Annotated in this window: 20 protein-coding genes; 6 read left to right on the top strand and 14 right to left on the bottom strand. The window is 57.0% G+C overall.

All coding sequences use genetic code 11. From position 1 onward, the window contains the following. Nucleotides 1-167: 167 nt before the first annotated feature. The 7 genes from porB to BD01_RS09340 all read right to left on the bottom strand — a co-directional run bounded on the left by porB (nt 168) and on the right by BD01_RS09340 (nt 5,806). Nucleotides 168-1,163: a pyruvate synthase subunit PorB gene (porB, locus tag BD01_RS09370; protein WP_042692344.1), complete on the bottom strand. Its 996-nt coding sequence runs from the start codon at nt 1,161-1,163 to the stop codon at nt 168-170. Between the two features lie 10 nt (nt 1,164-1,173). Next, nucleotides 1,174-2,358 (bottom strand): pyruvate synthase subunit PorA, encoded by a 1,185-nt coding sequence (porA, locus tag BD01_RS09365; RefSeq protein ID WP_042692342.1) that lies wholly within the window; start codon nt 2,356-2,358, stop codon nt 1,174-1,176. A gap of 11 nt (nt 2,359-2,369) precedes the next feature. Then, the gene (gene porD, locus BD01_RS09360) at nt 2,370-2,687 is read right to left on the bottom strand and encodes a pyruvate synthase subunit PorD (RefSeq protein ID WP_014122958.1); all 318 of its coding nucleotides are present in this window, start codon (nt 2,685-2,687) and stop codon (nt 2,370-2,372) included. Nucleotides 2,688-2,759: 72 nt separating this feature from the next. Beyond that, nucleotides 2,760-3,695, bottom strand: coding sequence for a 3-methyl-2-oxobutanoate dehydrogenase subunit beta (locus tag BD01_RS09355; protein WP_042692338.1), 936 nt, complete (start codon nt 3,693-3,695; stop codon nt 2,760-2,762). A gap of 5 nt (nt 3,696-3,700) precedes the next feature. Beyond that, on the bottom strand, nt 3,701-4,888 hold the full coding sequence (gene porA, locus BD01_RS09350) for a pyruvate ferredoxin oxidoreductase (protein ID WP_042692336.1): 1,188 nt from the start codon (nt 4,886-4,888) through the stop codon (nt 3,701-3,703). Nucleotide 4,889: 1 nt separating this feature from the next. Continuing rightward, complete coding sequence (locus BD01_RS09345; RefSeq protein WP_042692334.1) at nt 4,890-5,207, bottom strand: 3-methyl-2-oxobutanoate dehydrogenase subunit delta; 318 nt, start codon at nt 5,205-5,207, stop codon at nt 4,890-4,892. Nucleotides 5,208-5,248: 41 nt separating this feature from the next. Next, the gene (locus tag BD01_RS09340) at nt 5,249-5,806 is read right to left on the bottom strand and encodes a pyruvate/ketoisovalerate ferredoxin oxidoreductase subunit gamma (protein ID WP_042692331.1); all 558 of its coding nucleotides are present in this window, start codon (nt 5,804-5,806) and stop codon (nt 5,249-5,251) included. A 197-nt stretch (nt 5,807-6,003) separates the two neighbouring features. Here BD01_RS09340 and BD01_RS09335 point away from each other — a divergent pair, with 197 nt between their 5' ends. Next, on the top strand, nt 6,004-6,966 hold the full coding sequence (locus tag BD01_RS09335; RefSeq protein ID WP_042692328.1) for an inorganic phosphate transporter: 963 nt from the start codon (nt 6,004-6,006) through the stop codon (nt 6,964-6,966). Here the strand turns inward: BD01_RS09335 and hflX are convergent. Next, nucleotides 6,904-8,232: a GTPase HflX gene (gene hflX / locus BD01_RS09330; protein WP_042692326.1), complete on the bottom strand. Its 1,329-nt coding sequence runs from the start codon at nt 8,230-8,232 to the stop codon at nt 6,904-6,906. The genes BD01_RS09335 and hflX overlap by 63 nt on opposite strands. Nucleotides 8,233-8,313: 81 nt before the next feature. Here hflX and BD01_RS09325 point away from each other — a divergent pair, with 81 nt between their 5' ends. Together BD01_RS09325 and BD01_RS09320 are read left to right on the top strand one after the other, a co-directional pair. After that, the gene (locus BD01_RS09325; RefSeq protein WP_042692323.1) at nt 8,314-9,855 is read left to right on the top strand and encodes a hypothetical protein; all 1,542 of its coding nucleotides are present in this window, start codon (nt 8,314-8,316) and stop codon (nt 9,853-9,855) included. Between the two features lie 60 nt (nt 9,856-9,915). Beyond that, nucleotides 9,916-10,263 carry a carboxymuconolactone decarboxylase family protein gene (locus tag BD01_RS09320; RefSeq protein WP_042692320.1) on the top strand — a complete coding sequence of 116 codons (348 nt, stop codon included), beginning with the start codon at nt 9,916-9,918 and terminating at the stop codon, nt 10,261-10,263. On the opposite strand, the gene BD01_RS09315 is transcribed toward BD01_RS09320, so the two are convergent. Continuing rightward, nucleotides 10,264-10,599 (bottom strand): nascent polypeptide-associated complex protein, encoded by a 336-nt coding sequence (locus BD01_RS09315; RefSeq protein ID WP_042692318.1) that lies wholly within the window; start codon nt 10,597-10,599, stop codon nt 10,264-10,266. 88 nt (nt 10,600-10,687) lie between these two features. On the opposite strand from BD01_RS09315, the gene BD01_RS09310 reads away from it, so the two are divergent. Then, nucleotides 10,688-10,870, top strand: coding sequence for a hypothetical protein (locus tag BD01_RS09310; RefSeq protein WP_042692314.1), 183 nt, complete (start codon nt 10,688-10,690; stop codon nt 10,868-10,870). Here the strand turns inward: BD01_RS09310 and BD01_RS09305 are convergent. The 5 genes from BD01_RS09305 to BD01_RS09285 are packed head-to-tail and all read right to left on the bottom strand — an operon-like array spanning nt 10,864 to nt 14,738. Continuing rightward, nucleotides 10,864-11,994: a cation:proton antiporter gene (locus BD01_RS09305; RefSeq protein WP_394296083.1), complete on the bottom strand. Its 1,131-nt coding sequence runs from the start codon at nt 11,992-11,994 to the stop codon at nt 10,864-10,866. The two genes, BD01_RS09310 and BD01_RS09305, sit on opposite strands and share 7 nt — an antisense overlap. Nucleotides 11,995-12,000: 6 nt before the next feature. Next, on the bottom strand, nt 12,001-12,462 hold the full coding sequence (locus BD01_RS09300) for a CBS domain-containing protein (protein WP_042692311.1): 462 nt from the start codon (nt 12,460-12,462) through the stop codon (nt 12,001-12,003). Between the two features lie 42 nt (nt 12,463-12,504). After that, nucleotides 12,505-13,524 (bottom strand): tetratricopeptide repeat protein, encoded by a 1,020-nt coding sequence (locus BD01_RS09295; RefSeq protein WP_042692308.1) that lies wholly within the window; start codon nt 13,522-13,524, stop codon nt 12,505-12,507. After that, entirely contained in the window at nt 13,512-14,036 is a 525-nt protein-coding gene (gene otg, locus BD01_RS09290; RefSeq protein WP_042692305.1) for a methylated-DNA--protein-cysteine methyltransferase, read from the bottom strand. Before otg ends, BD01_RS09295 begins: the two co-directional genes overlap by 13 nt. Further along, a complete protein-coding gene (locus BD01_RS09285) occupies nt 14,037-14,738 on the bottom strand; it encodes an RNA methyltransferase (RefSeq protein WP_042692302.1) in 702 nt (233 codons plus the stop codon). A 45-nt stretch (nt 14,739-14,783) separates the two neighbouring features. Here BD01_RS09285 and BD01_RS09280 point away from each other — a divergent pair, with 45 nt between their 5' ends. Beyond that, nucleotides 14,784-15,248 carry a hypothetical protein gene (locus BD01_RS09280; RefSeq protein ID WP_042692299.1) on the top strand — a complete coding sequence of 155 codons (465 nt, stop codon included), beginning with the start codon at nt 14,784-14,786 and terminating at the stop codon, nt 15,246-15,248. A gap of 4 nt (nt 15,249-15,252) precedes the next feature. Next, complete coding sequence (locus tag BD01_RS09275) at nt 15,253-16,167, top strand: 2-dehydropantoate 2-reductase (RefSeq protein WP_042692297.1); 915 nt, start codon at nt 15,253-15,255, stop codon at nt 16,165-16,167. Nucleotides 16,168-16,170 lie beyond the last annotated feature (3 nt).

The raw sequence follows: 16,170 nt of genomic DNA, 5'->3' as shown, positions 1-16,170 counted from the left end.
ACACCACCGACGAGAATAGTTCGGTGAACTTAAAAACCTTTGTCCCAAAAAGGGTAAGATTGGTCAGAAGTGGGTACTAAAAGTCAGGAGCGCGGGTACTCTCAGAGCCCATAGAAGTACCCAGAAGTTTCACTCAAAAAGACGTTAGAAGGAAAGGGGAAGAAGGCTCACTCCTCCGGCTTCGGGAGGGTGACCTCGACGCCGAGGACCTTCCACATGGCCTTTATCTGCTCGCGGAGCTGGTCAATTGCCTCTGGCTGCTTGAAGAGGTGCTTGAACCTGCCCTGGAGCTTGAGGTACTCCTCGATGGGCTTCTTGAACTCGATGGCAACTACTCTGCCTCCCTCGCGCTTGACCTTCGCGCCTCCTCCTGGGCTCTGTATCTTGATGTTGTGGAAGTCGCCGTTCTCAATCTCGAAGAGTGGCCAGACGCCGGTCTCGATGGCGAGCCTCGCTATCTCGACGCCCTTCTCGAGCGGGCTCTTCCAGCCGGTCGGACAGGTACAGTGGACCTGGACGAATGCCGGGCCGTCAACCTTGGCGGCCTTCTTCATCTTCCTGACGAAGTCGAAGGGGTTGCCTATGCTCGCGGTGGCGACGTAGGGTATCTGGTGGGCTGCAGCTATGAGAGCGACCCACTTCTTGGGCTTGTCCTCACCGATGGAGTACTTGCCGGGCGGTGAGGTGGTCGTCCAAGCTCCGTAGGGGGTTGAGCTTGAGCGCTGAATTCCAGTGTTCATGTAAGCCTCGTTGTCGTACATCAGGTAAACGACGTTGTGCCAGCGCTCGAGCATACCGCTCAAAGCTTGCATACCGATATCGGCAGTTCCACCGTCACCGCCTATGGCAAGAATCTTGCCCTTCCTTCCGAGCTTCTTCCAGGCAGCCTCGACACCGCTCGCCACTGCCGCGGCGTTCTCAAAAGCCACGTGGACCCACGGGGCCTTCCAGGCGGTGTACGGGAAGACGGCGCTAACAACTTCCATACATCCGGTGGCCTGGGCTATGGCGAAGGCATCGGGGTCGCCGTACTTCTCCTCCATAGCCTCGCTAAAGGCCTTGGTGGCAAGCCTGAGAGCGGTGGCACAGCCACAGCCGGCACAGGCGGCGTGGCCCGGTGCCCAGTACTCGCGAGTGGTAACGGGGGGCTTCCTAACGGCCATCTTCATCACCTCACAGAATCTCCTTCCTAAGGCCTATCCAGTTGACCTCGTCAAACTCCTCTCCGTTGAGGGCCTTCTGCGCAATCGCGAGGGCCTCGTCAAGGTCCTTGAAGGTGACGTCCCTGCCACCGAGTCCGAGGATGAAGTCAACTATGACCGGCTTCTCCTTCTCGTTCACGAGGGTCCTGCTGAAGTCCTGGAAGAGGGCTCCGCCGACGCTGAAGGTGACGTTCTTCTCAAGGAGAGCGAGAACCTTAGCCTTCTTGGCCAGCTCGCGAACCTCTTCAATCGGGAACGGCCTGTAAACGGTCATCTTCGCGGCTCCGACCTTGATGCCCTTCTCGCGGAGGTGGTCAACGTATTCCTTGACGGTTCCGGCGAGTGAACCCATGGTGACGAAGATTATCTCGGCGTCATCAGTCCTGTACTCCTCAATCTTCTGGTACTTCCTGCCGAACTTCTTCTCGAACTCGGCAAAGACCTCGTCGATGACCTTCCTCGCGTTCTCGTTGGCCTCCCAGACCTTGTAGCGGGCCTCCATGTAGTGGGCCGGGAAGGCAAGGGTACCCTGGGTTATCGGCCTCTTCGGGTCAAGGTAAGCGTGCTTCGGCTCGTACTCGCCGAGGAACTCGTCAACGAGCTCCTGGTCAGGTATCTCAACGGGCTCGACGGTGTGGGTGAGGATGAACGCGTCGAAGCCGACCATCGCCGGGAGGAGAACGCGCTCGTCCTCGGCGACCTTGTAGGCTATCAGGATAAGGTCTAAAGCTTCTTGGTTGTTCTCGGCGTAGAACTGGAGCCAGCCGGTGTCGCGCTCGCTGATGGTGTCCTGCCAGTCGTTCCAGATGTTAATCGGAGCTGAGAGAGCCCTGTTTCCAACGGCTATGACTATCGGAAGGCGCATTCCAGCGGCGATGAAGAGTATCTCGTGCATCAAAGCGAGACCCTGAGAAGCGGTCGCGGTGAAGGTCCTAACACCGGCCGCTGAGGCACCGACACAGGCTGAAATGGCCGAGTGCTCGCTCTCGACCTTGATGAACTCCGCATCGAGCTCGCCGTTGGCGACGAACTCGCTGATTTTCTCGGGAACGAGGGTTGACGGCGTAATCGGGAAGGCCGCTATGACCTTCGGCTTGGCAAGCTTCGCGGCCCAGGCGGCCGCCTCGTTGGCTTTCATAACCGTCCTAATCGGCATCTTTCACCACCTCACTTGGTCTCCCTAACCATTATTATCGCGTCGGTCGGGCACTCGTTCGCACAGATTCCACAACCCTTACAGTAGTCGTAGTCGAAGACCGGGTAGTTCTCCTCGTCGAGGTAGATGGCCGGCTCCGGGCAGTAGATGTAGCAGAGGTAGCACCTAACGCACTTGTCCCTGTTGAACTCCGGCATGAAGACACGCCAGGAACCGGTCTTGTTTATTACGCTACTCCCCGGGATGTAGGCAATCGCTCCCGGCGTCATCTTTTCGCTATACTCCTTCTGAACCCTCTCTATGTCGGCCTTAAACGGGCTCTCAGCCATATGTATCACCCCTGGTGAGTTGTCAGATGGAAACTTAAACCTTATGGAAACCCAAAGTTGGAAAAGGAAAGGTCAGCCGAAGACCTCGGCGAGCTTCTTGAGCTTCTCCCACTCGCGAAGCACCCAGCTCTGGAGGTACTCAATGTCCTCCTTGGTCATGTACTTGAACCTGCCCTGGAGCTTGAGGTACTCCTCTATCGGCTTCGGCTCCTTCTTGGGCGAGGGCATGTTTATCTTGTACTTTCCGTTCTCGTACTCAAAGAGCGGGAAGTAGGCGGTCTGAACTGCCAGGCGGGCGAGCTCGATGCTCTTATCGGTTGGTGAGCGCCAGCCCGTCGGACAGGGGGCGAAGAGCTGTATGAAAGCCGGACCCTCAACCTTCCTGGCCTTCTTGAGCTTCCTTATGAAGTCCTCCGGGAAGGCGACGCTTGCCGTGGCCGCGTAGGGAACCTCATGGGCGATGACAATGTCAATGACCTTCTTCTTGTGCCTCTTCTCAAGGAAGTGCCTCTTTCCTCCCGGTGTGTTGGTGGTCCAGGCTCCGTAGGGGGTTGAGGAACTCCTCTGGATTCCGGTGTTCATGTAAGCCTCGTTGTCGTACATTATGTAAACAGCGTCGTGGCCTCTCTCGAGGAAGCCGCTCAAGGCCTGAAGGCCTATGTCCGCTGTACCACCGTCGCCGGCCCAGCCGACGACCATAACCCCGTCGTCGCCCTTGACCTTTATTCCCCTCGCCTTGAGTGCCGCCTCGATACCGCTTATGACAGCACCGGTGGTCTCGAAGGCGGTGTGGAAGAGGTTAGCGTCAAGCGCGGTGTAGGGCCAGGGACCGGCTATGATGGTCGAACAGCACGCGGGGATGACGAAGATGGTTTTCCTGCCGTAGGCCTTGAGGACGTACCTTATTCCGAGCGAGGCGCCACAGCCCTGGCAGGCCGTGTGGCCGGCAAAGAAGTGCTCCTCAGCGGGAATGCTCAGCCTTTTTCTAACGTTCTCGGGAATCTCCATCGTTCTCACCTCTTGAGGTGGTACCACTCAACCTCTCTATCGAGCTTTCCTGCCTCGATAACCTTCTTCATGTTCTCCGCTATGGCCCTGACGTCTCCAACCGTGAAGTCCCTGCCACCGAGTCCGACGATGTAGTTCTTGATTATCGGCCTGGCGTCGGTGTTGTAGAGAACGCCCTTGGACTCGTTGAAGAGTATGCCCTCCTGGCCGAAGGAGTAGTTCCTGTCGAGGACGGCTATGCCCTTGACGCTCTCGGCTATCTCCCTTAGCTCTTCCTTCGGGAACGGCCTGAACCATCTAACCTTCGCGTAGCCGACCTTGTAGCCCTCCTTCCTGAGCAGGTCCACCGCTTCCTTGACGGTTCCCATGAGCGAGCCCATACCCATGAAGACGAAGTCGGCATCGTCAACGTAGCCCTTCTCAATCATCTCGCTGTAGTCCCTGCCGAAGCGCTCGCCGAACTCCTTACCGACGTCCTTGATGACCTTGACTGCGTCCTCCATGGCCTTGGCTATCTTGTACCTGAACTCGTAGTAGTCGTTCGGCCCACCGAGGGCTCCAACCGAGAACGGCTGGCTGAAGTCCGCTAAGTCGTAGAGGGGCTTCCTTGGCGGAAGGAACTCGTCAACGAGCTCCTGCGGAATCATCTCGACGACGTCGTAGGTGTGGCTCAGTATGAAGGCGCTCTCGACCACCATCGCGGGAAGGTTGACGGTCTCGGCTATCTTGAAGGCCATGAGCACGCCGTCGTAGACTTCTTGGTTGTTCTCGGCGTAGAACTGCATCCAGCCGGTGTCGCGCTGAGCGAGACTGTCGGTCTGGTCGTCCCAGACGCTCCACGGGGGAGCCATGGCCCTGTTGACGTCGACCATCACAACCGGGAGCCTCGCACCGCTCGCCCAGTGGAGCATCTCATGCATGAGAGCGAGACCCTGGGCGGAGGTTGCGGTGAAAGCTCTCGCTCCAGCGGCGGAAGCACCTATGCAGGCCGCCATGGCAGAGTGCTCGCTCTCGACGGGGACGTACTGGATGTCTGCCTCTCCGTTGGCTATGAACTCGGCTATTTTCTCGATGATGCTCGTCTGCGGGGTGATTGGGTAAGCGGCAACGACCTGGACGCGGGCGTGCTTGGCCGCGTAGGCAGCTGCATAGTTACCGCTCACAACCTTCCTAATCGGCTTGTACTCCGCCATATCACTTCTCCTCCTTCTCCATCGTTATGGCGTTGGTCGGGCACTCGTTCGCGCAGATTCCACAACCCTTACAGTAGTCGTAGTCTATCCCGACGTAACCGTCCTCGCGGATGTAGATTGCAGGCTCGGGGCAGAACTTCCAGCAGATGTAGCACTTGACGCACTTGTCGTCGTCCACAACGGGTATGAAGGTTCTCCAGTCACCCGTGAAGTTGCTGAGGGTCGTTCCAAGGGTTATCGGCGCCTCGGGGTACTGCTCCACTGACGTGAAGACGAGTTTCTCAGCCTGGGCTTTCTTTTCTCCAAACAAGGTGTTCAACTTTACCACCACCCGCCTCGGTTAAGGAAGGGAAGAGAAGATTAGAGCTCGTAGACAACGGTCTTGTTGAAGGCCTCTTCAGCGGCCTTGGCGTTCTTCTCGCCGAGGGTTCCTGAGAAGGTCTCCTTGATGGCCTCCTGGACGTACTTGAGCTCGACGACGCCGGTGGCCTTGGCAACGGCACCGAGGATGGCCGTGTTGGTAATCGGAAGGCCGAGTATGTCGAGGGCGATGGTGGTGGCGTCGACGAGGGCCAGCTTGGCCGGCTTCTTCTTGAGCTTCTCAAGAACCTCCTCCTTGCTCTTCTCGGTGTTGACGATAACGATTCCGCCGTCCTTGAGACCGGCAGTAACGTCAACGGTGTCGAGAAGGCTCGGGTCGAGGACGACGACGATGTCGGGCTCGTAAATCTGGGTCTTAATCCTTATCGGCTTGTCGTCAATTCTGGTGAATGCGGTAACCGGTGCTCCACGCCTCTCAACACCGAAGAAGGGGAACGCCTGGACGTACTTTCCCTGCTTGAACGCTGCAGAGGCTAAGATGTTGGCGGCCGTAACGGCACCCTGTCCACCCCTACCGTGAAAACGTATCTCAATCATCTTCCCTGCCTCCTGTGGGTTTTTCACCGGTAGTTAGTCCGAAACATTTATTTAGGTTTCGGTATCGTGTTAAGGAACCCTAAACGGGATTTTCTGGGTAAGGGTGAACTTTAAATTCCTCCGATGGTTTTTTCCGCTCATCGTTTCTCGAAAACTTTTTTAATTGACTATATAGACTATATAGCCAGTGGTGAGCGATGGAGGGACTTGCGGTTGCTATAATCGCAGTGGCCTTCTACATAGCCTGGAACATAGGCTCAAATGATTCGGCGAACGCTATGGGAACCGCCGTCGGTTCGGGAATACTGAGCTTTCGGCAGGCGACTCTCACGATAGCGATATTCGTCGTTCTCGGGGCTTACCTGAAGGGTTACAAGGTCATGAAGACCGTCGGAGAGGGCATAGTCCCGGAGGGCTTTCTCACGATGGAGATGGCCCTGATAGCTCTCCTCGCCGCCGGAATCTGGGTCACGGTGGCAACTGTCAAAGGCCTTCCGGTATCAACCACCCAGGCCATAGTCGGCGGCGTTATAGGCGTTGGTCTGGCGATGAACGCCCCAGTGAACTGGTCCACCCTCGGGAAAATAGCGGCCGCGTGGGTTATCTCACCGATACTCTCGGGAATCCTTGCGATGATTCTCTACAAGTTCTACTCCCGGGTGATTTCAGAAATCAAGAGCGTCTCGACGATTGAAGCCCTCTACAAGGCCCTCGCGATTCTCGGTGGCTCGTACATGGCTTTCAACTTCGGAACCAACGAGGTCGCGAACGCTTCGGGCCCGATAGTCGGGGCGGGATTCATGGAGCCCAAGACGGCGGGCGTTCTCGTCGCGATAAGCCTAGCCATCGGTTCTCTTACCTTCAGCTACGCGGTGATGCACACCGTTGGAAAGAAGATAACCGCCCTCGGCCCGATTTCAGCCTTCGCGGCCCAGTTCGGCTCGGCGATATCGGTCAGCCTCGCCAACTTCCTCGGACTGCCCGTCAGCTCAAGCCAGTCAATCGTCGGAGGCGTCGTCGGGGTCGGCCTCGTCGTCGGTCAGGGCGTTGACAGGAGGGTAATCAGGGACATACTCTTCGGCTGGGTCGCGACGCCTTTAACGGCCATCGTGATTTCCTTCGTCCTCGTCAAGCTCTTCAGCATCGCCGGGATGCTTTAGCCTCTCTATCTTTACCCCCATTCTCGTGAGTTCCTTCAGCATACCGGTCTGGACGTAGGCCCTAATCCTCGTTACGTCGCCATACTCAACCGACAGAACCTCACCAACCGAGCTCAGGAAGGCCATCACCGCCGGAACCCTTGAGGGGTCTTCAACAACTATCTCAAAGGCCCCGTACTTGGGAAGCTTGAGGAGAACCCGTTCGAGGAGCGAGTAGAGCTCGTCAAGCTGCCTCTCCTTGGCCGAAACTTTCGCCACTCCCTCAATCGAGACCCCGAGGTTCTCGCTCAGCTCAGTCAAAAGCCTCGCCTTCTCCTCGGCATCTTCTCTCTCAATCAGGTCAACCTTGTTGAGGACAACGACCAATGGTTTGTCGAGGGCCTTGAGCTCGCGGAGAACGTTTACCGACGCCCGGAACTTCCTCGCTATCTCGCGCCAGGGCTCGCTCGAATCGAGGACGAGGAGAACTATGTCGGCCTTGACAATCTCCTCAAGCGTCGAGTGAAAGGCTTCAACTATGAAAGGTGGCAGTCCATCTATGAAGCCGACAGTGTCTGTGACGAGAACCCTCTTGCTCCCGAGCTTGAAGCGCCTGGTAGTTGTGTCGAGGGTCGTGAACATCTGGTTCCTTGCCTCGACGCTCTCTCCAGCTAAGGCGTTGAGGAGCGTTGATTTGCCGGCGTTCGTGTATCCAGCAAGGGAGACGAGGATAAAGCCGACTTCCTCGCGCTTCTTCCTCCTGATTTCCCGCTCGGCCTTGACCCTCTCAAGTTCCTTCCTTATCTTGCCCATTCTGTACCTGATGTGCTTGAGGTACTGCTGGGTCTGGTACTCACCCATTCCCTTGAAACCGGCCCTGTCGCCGAGCTTTATCCGCCTTATCGCTTCCTTCACGAGCGGAACCTCGTACTGGAGGCTCGCGAGTTCCACCTGAAGTTTGGCCTCCTTTGAGTGGGCCCGCTTTTCGAAAATCTCAAGGACGAGCTGCCAGCGGTCGATGACCTCAACGCGAAGCTCCTTCCAGAGGTTGTAGGCCTGGGAAGGCGTTAACCGGTTCGCAAAAACCACCTTGTCCGGTTTAAGCTCCCTGACGAGTTCCTTAAGCTCCTCCAGCTTCCCCTTTCCGATGTTGTAGCGCGGATGCTCCTCCCTGTTCTGCTCAAGAACGGCCAGAACCTCGTAACCGGCGCTCCTCAAGAGCTCCTCGAACTCCTCCCTGCTGAGCCTCTCCCTTCGCGAGTACCTTATGACGCCTACTGCCCTCATCGTCCACCCATCGGAGGGGCCCTTAATAACCTTTGGGCTAAGCTTAAATCCTAACGCACCGTAATATAGTGGGGGGAGACTATGCTGGGTTTGACGCTTCTCGCCGTGCTAAAAGGTGGCGATATCATAGTTGACAAGGAGGGCCTTAGAAAAGATTTGCTCGCCTGGCGCCTCAAGGAGGTTCGGGCGCTGGCCGAGGAGTACGACAAGGTCTTCAAGGTTCTGCTCGAACTGTTGAACGACGAGAACCCCCACGTGCGTGCCAACGTGGTTCAAGTGCTTATAGACATGCTCTCCGAGGGAAAGCTTGACGGTGAGAGGAAGAAGCTCGCGCTGGACGCGGTTCTTGGGCTCGTGAAGGACGACGATGAGCGGGTGGCGCTGAAGGCGCTGGAGTTCATAAACGCACTCCTCGAAACCGGCGAGCTCACCGACGAGGAGTACGAGAGGGTCACCGAGGCCCTGAAGGACGTGGTGAAGTCCGGAATGCCTGTCCTCGGCGAGTACGCGGCAGAGGGACTTGGAAAGCTCGGCGCAAAGGTCGCGAAGATAGCGTACAAGATTATCCGCTGGCTGTTCTCGCTCATAGGGTCGAGCAAGAAGAGGGAAGTTCAGAGCGCGGCTATAACGGCCCTTACAGAGATGGCGATGAAGACCGACGATAGAAAGGTCCTGAACGAAGTTTTCGACGGGATAGCCGATTTACTTGCCCATCCCGACCCCTACGTCGTTGAGAGGGCACTGTACTCTATCGAGAGGATGCTCTCCCGCGAGAAGGATATAAGCACGAGGAACAAGCTGAAGGCGATAACGAGGATAAAGGAGCTCAAGGGAGACGTCAAGCTCGGTGTCAAGGCGTCGCAGGTTCTTGAGAAGCTCGAGAAAAGCGCGGTAACGAGCGAAGAGCTCGTGAGCGAGACCGAAGCCAAGAAGAGGCTCGAAATAAGCCAGTACAGCATAGACGACATCGAGAGGCTCTTGGACGCCGGAAAAACGGAGATAGTGGCGGAGATGGCAAAGCTCGACCCGGAGGTCATGGACAGGGTTCTCGGCATGCTGGAGAGCGACGACTACAGCAGGAGAATGGACGCGCTCTGGATTGTGGCGAGGCTGACGAGTCATCTAACCCCGAGCGACGCCTACAGAATTCTCCCGGTTCTCGGGGACTTCCTGAAGAGCAAGAACCCCTGGGCAAGGGAAACCGCCGCGAGGGTTTTAGCTGATATCTACGCCCTCTACCCGGGAACCTCCAAGTTCTTCAGCAGTTTACTAGACACGCTCCTCAAGTCCGGTAAGGAGAGGGACGTTGAAGGAGCCCTTGAGCTCATGGCCCGGCTCTCGGACAGGCTTCCTTCAAGGGAAATGCTCTCAGGCATGCTCAAGCTCGTTCTGAAACTGCTCGACGACGACAGAACCAGGGGGGTCACGCTCCGCGTGATTGCAAGGGAAGCCCAGAAGCTCCTTGACCTCGACACCGAAGACCTCTTCGCACTTGAGGACAAGCTGAAGGAAATCTACGGAAAGGACGGGGGCAAGTACGACCAGATAATAGCGGGGCTGGTAGACGTTATAGACGACATCCTGAAGATGCGCAGGCAGGGAATAGTTCCAACGAGTGGTTGAGAACGTTTCGTTCAGGAAAGCCTTAAGATTCTTTTTTCCCAACTTACCTCGGTGGTTTCTATGGAGTACGCCGAGGTTGAGGTCAAGCTTAAGGAGATTGAGGAGCTCCTTGACAGGCTCGGGAAGGAGCACCCGAAGGAGATTGCCGCGTTCTCAAGGTTCCTCCGCGAGACCCTCGACAACAAGGCCCTTACAACCAGGGAGAAGGAGCTTATAGCGCTCGCCCTCGGCATTGCCCAGGGCTGTGAGTGGTGCATCTACCTCCACACCCAGAAAGCTTTGGAGGCGGGAGCGAAGCCGGAGGAGCTCATAGAGGCCGGTTTGGTCGCAGTTCTTATGGCCGGAGGCCCGGCGTTAATGCACCTCATACCGCTCATGAAGGCAATAGAGAAGTTCAAGAAGGAGTGATTACTCCCCGCTGAGCTTGAGGATTGCCTCCGCTATGTCCCCTTTCGTTTCTTTCAAGGCCTTGAGCGCGGTTTCCCTGTCAACGCCGGCCTGCTCCATGACGAGCTCGATGTCCTCTTCGGGAATCTCTATGACCTCCCTCACCTCCTCGCTCCCGGGGACAATCTGGTAGGTCTTCTCGCCCTGGACGACCATAACAGTGACAACGGGGTTCTTGAGGACTATTTCCTTGCCCTCAAGCTTAAGAACGACCTCCTTAACGCCTTCCATCTCCTCCATCTTTATGCCGAGCTGGCGCATGAGCTTCTTCATCTGCCTTGGGTTCATTCCCATCATCTCAACCACCGGCTAAGGTTCGCCGGGGCTCTTAAAAGGTTGGCGGAAGATTTTAACGGCCTTCTTCGAAAGGTCTCCGGTGGTGACGATGCCCCTGCCGTCCGGAGGCGACGTAACCCTCGGAACCCTCGCGGCGGCGTTTCTTCTCACGGCCCTTGGCGGAGTTGCGCTCTACGTTCTCGCGGACTACCTCAAGCGCTACGCCGAACGGAAAGAGAGGGAAATTGAGGAGGAATTGAGGGAGCTCGAAGACTCTGGAGACGTCTACTGACCCTTGAAGGCAAGCTTGAGGAGCGGTGGGGTAACGAGGGTGCTCAGGAATATCATCAGGACTATCACGAGGTAGGCGTCGCTCCCGACTATGCCGGCCTTCATCGCTATCGCCAGCATCGCGAGCTCGACGCCCATTCTCGGAACCATTCCAACGCCGACGCGGAGGGCTTCCCTCGGGCTCATACCGCCGATTAGCGCCCCGATTCCACAGCCGATTACCTTGCTCACTATCGCCACGAGGCTGAAGAGCACCGCGAAGAGTCCAGCACTCTTGAGGTCTTTAACAGGTATGTTCATACCGACGTCGACGAAGAACAGTGGGACGAAGACCGAATGAGCTATTATCCTTGAGTGCTCGAAAATCGGCTTCCTGAACTCGGTTTCGCTCAGCGCGAGGCCGAGCAGGTAGGCACCCAGGATAGAGGCAAGGTTCATGTGCTCGGCAAGGTATGCGAAAGCGAAGAGGGCGGCCATTGAAAGGGTAACCGTCGAATCGGCGAATCCTATCCTCACGACCTTCCTGAGGGCGTAGTCGAGAACCCTCGGCATCGCGAAGAGCATCAGGGCTATGAAGATGCCAACCTTGGCGAGGATTTCAACGAGACTGACGACGCTGACGCCCCCGGAGACGAGAGACGATATGACGACCGTCAGGACGATTATACCGAGTATGTCGTCAACTATCGCCGCGGTGAGGATTGTAGTCCCCTCACGGCTCTTCAGCCGGTCCATCTCCATTAGAACCCTGACGGTTAAGCTGACGCTCGTCGGAGTGGTCAGCGCGCCGTAGAGGAGGGCCTGGTCGAAGCCCTTGAAGGGGTAGGCTATCCCAAAGCCCATTGCGAAGGCCACAACGACACCGACGAAAGCGACGGAAAAACCGCTCTTGCCGGCGCTCTTGAGCTCTTCAACGCTACTCTCAAGGCCCGCCAGAAAGAGGAGCATGAGGACGCCTATCATGGATATGTCCTTCACTTCCTCAGTCGGCGGGAACGCCAACCCGAGGAGGATTCCACTGACTATCTGGCCGAGAACCACGGGCTGTCCAATCCTCGAGAACAGCCAGCCGAAGGTTTCTGCCGTTAAGAGCATGAGCGCGAGGTAGAGGATTAGCTCAATCAACTTCCCTCACCGCGCGAAGACCCTGAGCAAGCGTATGACGCTCTGAGCCGAGAAGGTTCCGACGACTTTCTTCTTCTCGACCACCGGGAACTGCCTCACGCCGGTTTCGAGCATCATGCTGAGTGCGTAGCCGAGCTTATCGTCCGGGGAGAGCGTTATCGGCCGGGGGTTCATTATCTCCTTTACCGGCCTGTCCCAGTCGAAATGGGCCTCCCTGAGGGCGTCGAGGCCAACGAGAACGTAATCGGACGGCGGAAGGAGGAGGTTTATTATCTCGTCAACGGAGATGAAGCCGAGCAGTTTTCCGGACTCGTCGGTTACGACGGCGCAGGTTCTGTGCTCGAGGCCCTTGATTAGGTCCTCGACCCTGTCGTCCGGGCTCAGGCGGAGGAACTTCTCCTCCATCGCGAGCCTTATCGGCATCTTGGAGAGCTTGATAACGTTCAGCTTCGGCTTTTCCTCGTCCAAGGCAATCCCCGAAGAAAAGGTAGGGAGGGAGAGCTTAAAAGGTTAATTCTCAGGGAAGTGCGAGGTCTCCTCGTTGGCCTTAAGGATTCTCTGCCTGTACTCCTCGTACTTCTTCCTGGCTTCTTCAGCCTTCTCCGCCTCGCCCAGGTACTCGTAGGCCTCTGCAACGTGCTTCCACCACATCGGGTCCTCCTCCGCCTCCTTGAGGCAGTACTCGAGGAACTTCTGGTAAGCCTCGCGGGCCAGCTCCTCTCTACCGAGCTTCCTCGCTATGTTGCCAACGTCCTCCCAGAAGACGCCCTCCTCCTGAGCCTCCTTGGTGTAGTACTCAAGGGCCTTCTCCCAGGCTTCCCTGGCCTTCTCCTCGTTTCCGAGCTCCTCGTAGAGCTTGGCAACATCTTCCCAGAACCAAGGCTCCTCCTCGGCGTACTTTTCAAGCGCCTTAGCGGCCCTCTCCATGTTTCCAGCTTTCTTCCAGTACTCGTGGGCCTCCTTCAGGTAGTAGGTGTCCTTCTCCTTCTCGTAGAGCTTTTCGTAGAGCTCGGCAGCTTTCTCATACTTCCCGGCCTTCTCGTAGGCCCACGCCGCGCTCTCAAGCCAGCCGAGCTTCAGGTACATCTCAGCCGCCTTCTCATAGTTTCCGGCCTTCTCGTACTTCCTCGCGGCCTGCTTGTAGCGTCCCATCCTCTCAAGCTTTTCAGCCGAGCGGAAGCGGTCCGCTATGCTCAAATCGGGCTCGCTTATGTACCATATTCCAAAGGCCAGCAGGAAGACGAAGAACGCTATGATTCCTCCAACGATTTCCAGCTTCTGCCAGGTGAGCACGAGGTAGGAGCCATAGCCCGCTATCGCCGTCAGAACCGCCAGAACTGCCCCGTACTTCCAGCTCTCGGCGTAGAGTGTCAGAGCCGTGAAGAACAGCAGTGCGAGCGTGAATCCGACGAAGCCTATCGCAAGGATTACCTGCACCAGCTTCCAGAAGCCCCAGTTGTAGACTATGAAACCGGCCACCGCAAGGAGGACAACGAGGAAGCCGATTATATATGCCTTCAGCTTGTCCATTCTTTCACCCCCTCAAGTTCGAGCAGGAACTTCTTTTCTTCAATCCCGGAGCTGTAGTAGCCTATGCCGTCGCTCGCCACGACCCTGTGGCAGGGGACGATTATCGGATACGGGTTCCTCTTCATCGCCCCGCCGATGGCTCTCGGCGACGTTCCAAGGGCTTTCGCAAGGCTACCGTAGGTTATAACGGTGCCTCTTTTAACGTTTTTCGTGAGCCACTCGTAAACGCGCCTCTCAAAGGGCGTTACACCCTCGAAGGAGAGCTCGGAAAGGGCTTTCCCGTTGTCAAGCTCCCCAACCATAACGCGATAAACGAGCTCTGTGTAATTGCTCGGCTGGACGTCGAGGGAAACGGCAACGTTTCTCCCCCGCAGGAACTCGGCGAGGTTTCTGATTCTCCCCAAAAGCTCGCCCCTCGTGAAGGCGAAGCTGATTCCCTGAATCCTGCCGTGAAAGATTACCCCAATCCATACGTCCCGGCCGCTGACCCTAAACCTCTCCACCGCGAGCATTCAGCATTCCTCCAGCCTCTTAACGGCCCTTCTCAGCGGACCTATGAGGGTGTGCACTTCTCGACCATAGAGGAAGGCCTTACCGATTGCCTTCCTGAAGACCTTGACGAAGACAGCCCGCCTCTCCTCGTCCTTGGGGTAGTTGAGGACGTTTAAAAGTTCGGCCCATACTCTTACTAGCGCCTCCTTCTCCTCCATCGTCGCAGGTTTTAGGGCTTCGACGGAAGGTTCCGGTTTAGCCTTCGAGAGCTCGTAGAGTATAACCGCGACCGCCTGAGCTAAGTTCATAACCGGGTAAGCGTCGCTCGTCGGAATAGTGACGATTAGGTCGAGCCTCTCAAGCTCATCGTTCTTAAGCCCTATGCTCTCCCGACCGAAGAACAGACCGGCCTCACCGGGGTAGTCCTTCAGGGTTTCCCTCAGCTCCCAGGGATAGAGCGGTGCGCGGTAGGGTATGAACCTCTTTCCCGGCTTTCCAGTGGTTCCGACGGTCAAATCGAACAGCTCTAAGGCTTCGTCAAAGGTATCCACTATGACCGCGTTTTCAAGGACGTCGGTAGCGTGGACCGCGTAGCTGTAGCTCTCCTCGGTCAGGTTCGGGTTCACGAGGACTAACCGCGAGAAGCCGAAGTTCTTCATCGTCCGCGCAACCATGCCTATGTTCGCCGGCCCCTCAGGTTCAACGAGAACGACCGAGAGCATCGGTATGCATTTAAGGAGGACTCTTTAAACGCTTGCGGTGGGAGCATGGAGTGGATTCCTTACCTATATATCCCGCTCATCGTTCCGGCGGTGAAGAAAAAGGCCAGACCCTTCTCGGCCGGCGCAGTTCTCGCCTTCGCGCTGACCTACCCGCTCGGGGAAGAGGCGAGGTACGCGCTAATAGCTCTCTCGGCCCTCATTCTTGCCCTTGGCTATCCCTACGAGAAACAGCCGGTGAAGTTCTGGGAGCGCTTCATCAACGCGGTAATCGGGGGGACTGGTCTTGCCATAGCGCTCGGCCTCTACAACCTCGGGAGCACAGGGGCAGTTCTCGGGGTTGCCGTTCCGTTCCTCCTACTGAGGAACCGGGTTCTCTCTTCCTTCGGGCTCCTCCCGGCGTCGGCGCTCTACCTAATCGGGGCTTACCAGGTTCCCGAGAGGGTTAAGCTGGCCCTCTTCGCGCTGGTTTACGTTTACTCGCTCAACCACCTTAGAAAGCTCCTGAGGTGAGAGGATGAGGATTTACGTGCTCGGAGCTGGAAGCATAGGCTCCCTTCTCGGCGCGCTCCTGGCGAGGGCCGGAAACGACGTCCTGCTCATAGGGCGAGAGGAGCAGGTTAAGGCGGTAAACGAGAACGGACTGAAGATTACCGGAATAGAGGAGTTCAAGGTGAAGGTCAAGGCTTCCCTCCACGCGCCGGACGAGCCTCCGGACCTGCTCCTCCTGACAACGAAGTCCTACTCAACGAAGACCGCCTTAGAGTGCGCGAGGAACTGCATAGGGCCGGAGACGTGGGTTCTGAGCGTCCAGAACGGCCTCGGAAACGAGGAGTTAGCCTTGAAGCTGACGCCCAACGTCATCGGGGGAATAACCACAAACGGCGCAATGCTCGTTGACTGGGGCGTCGTCAGGTGGACGGGAAAGGGGATAACCGTCATCGGGAAGTATCCAACGGGAAGGGCTGAGTTCGTCGAGGAGGTCGCGAAGGTCTTCAACGAGGCCGGGATAGAGACGAGGGTCACTGAAAACGCAGTCGGCTGGAAGTGGGCAAAAGCCATAGTGAACTCAGTCATAAACGGGCTTGGAACGGTTCTGGAGGTCAAGAACGGGGCCCTGCGTGACATCCCAGAGCTGGAGGGAATCTCGGTGGAGATAGCGCGGGAGGGCTGTATGGTTGCACAGCAGCTCGGCATCGAGTTCGAAATTCATCCCCTCGAACTGCTCTGGGACACGATAGAGAGAACGCGGGAGAACTACAACTCGACGCTCCAGGACATAATGCGCGGAAGAAGGACGGAGGTGGACTATATTCACGGCAAAATCGTGGAATATGCCCACTCCGTCGGCCTCGAAGCCCCGAGGAACGAACTTCTGTGGGCACTCATCAAGGGGAAGGAAAACCTAAATAGGGGTTCAACCAATCGTTGAGCG

The organism is Thermococcus nautili (genome assembly GCF_000585495.1).
GTDB lineage: Archaea > Methanobacteriota_B > Thermococci > Thermococcales > Thermococcaceae > Thermococcus > Thermococcus nautili.
The sequence above is the reverse complement of the archived record's forward strand: the minus strand, read 5'-3'. Positions and strand labels throughout refer to the sequence as shown.

Coding starts and splice junctions, on each gene's coding strand:
- BD01_RS09315 (WP_042692318.1), bottom strand. CDS start 10,599: ATGATGGGAATGAACCCAAGGCAGATGAAGAAGCTCATGCGCCAGCTC.
- BD01_RS09320 (WP_042692320.1), top strand. CDS start 9,916: ATGGAGTACGCCGAGGTTGAGGTCAAGCTTAAGGAGATTGAGGAGCTC.
- BD01_RS09340 (WP_042692331.1), bottom strand. CDS start 5,806: ATGATTGAGATACGTTTTCACGGTAGGGGTGGACAGGGTGCCGTTACG.
- BD01_RS09355 (WP_042692338.1), bottom strand. CDS start 3,695: ATGGAGATTCCCGAGAACGTTAGAAAAAGGCTGAGCATTCCCGCTGAG.
- BD01_RS09275 (WP_042692297.1), top strand. CDS start 15,253: ATGAGGATTTACGTGCTCGGAGCTGGAAGCATAGGCTCCCTTCTCGGC.
- otg (WP_042692305.1), bottom strand. CDS start 14,036: ATGCTCGCGGTGGAGAGGTTTAGGGTCAGCGGCCGGGACGTATGGATT.
- porD (WP_014122958.1), bottom strand. CDS start 2,687: ATGGCTGAGAGCCCGTTTAAGGCCGACATAGAGAGGGTTCAGAAGGAG.
- BD01_RS09335 (WP_042692328.1), top strand. CDS start 6,004: ATGGAGGGACTTGCGGTTGCTATAATCGCAGTGGCCTTCTACATAGCC.
- BD01_RS09295 (WP_042692308.1), bottom strand. CDS start 13,524: ATGGACAAGCTGAAGGCATATATAATCGGCTTCCTCGTTGTCCTCCTT.
- BD01_RS09285 (WP_042692302.1), bottom strand. CDS start 14,738: ATGCTCTCGGTCGTTCTCGTTGAACCTGAGGGGCCGGCGAACATAGGC.
- hflX (WP_042692326.1), bottom strand. CDS start 8,232: ATGAGGGCAGTAGGCGTCATAAGGTACTCGCGAAGGGAGAGGCTCAGC.
- porB (WP_042692344.1), bottom strand. CDS start 1,163: ATGGCCGTTAGGAAGCCCCCCGTTACCACTCGCGAGTACTGGGCACCG.
- BD01_RS09310 (WP_042692314.1), top strand. CDS start 10,688: ATGCCCCTGCCGTCCGGAGGCGACGTAACCCTCGGAACCCTCGCGGCG.
- BD01_RS09280 (WP_042692299.1), top strand. CDS start 14,784: ATGGAGTGGATTCCTTACCTATATATCCCGCTCATCGTTCCGGCGGTG.
- porA (WP_042692336.1), bottom strand. CDS start 4,888: ATGGCGGAGTACAAGCCGATTAGGAAGGTTGTGAGCGGTAACTATGCA.
- BD01_RS09325 (WP_042692323.1), top strand. CDS start 8,314: ATGCTGGGTTTGACGCTTCTCGCCGTGCTAAAAGGTGGCGATATCATA.
- porA (WP_042692342.1), bottom strand. CDS start 2,358: ATGCCGATTAGGACGGTTATGAAAGCCAACGAGGCGGCCGCCTGGGCC.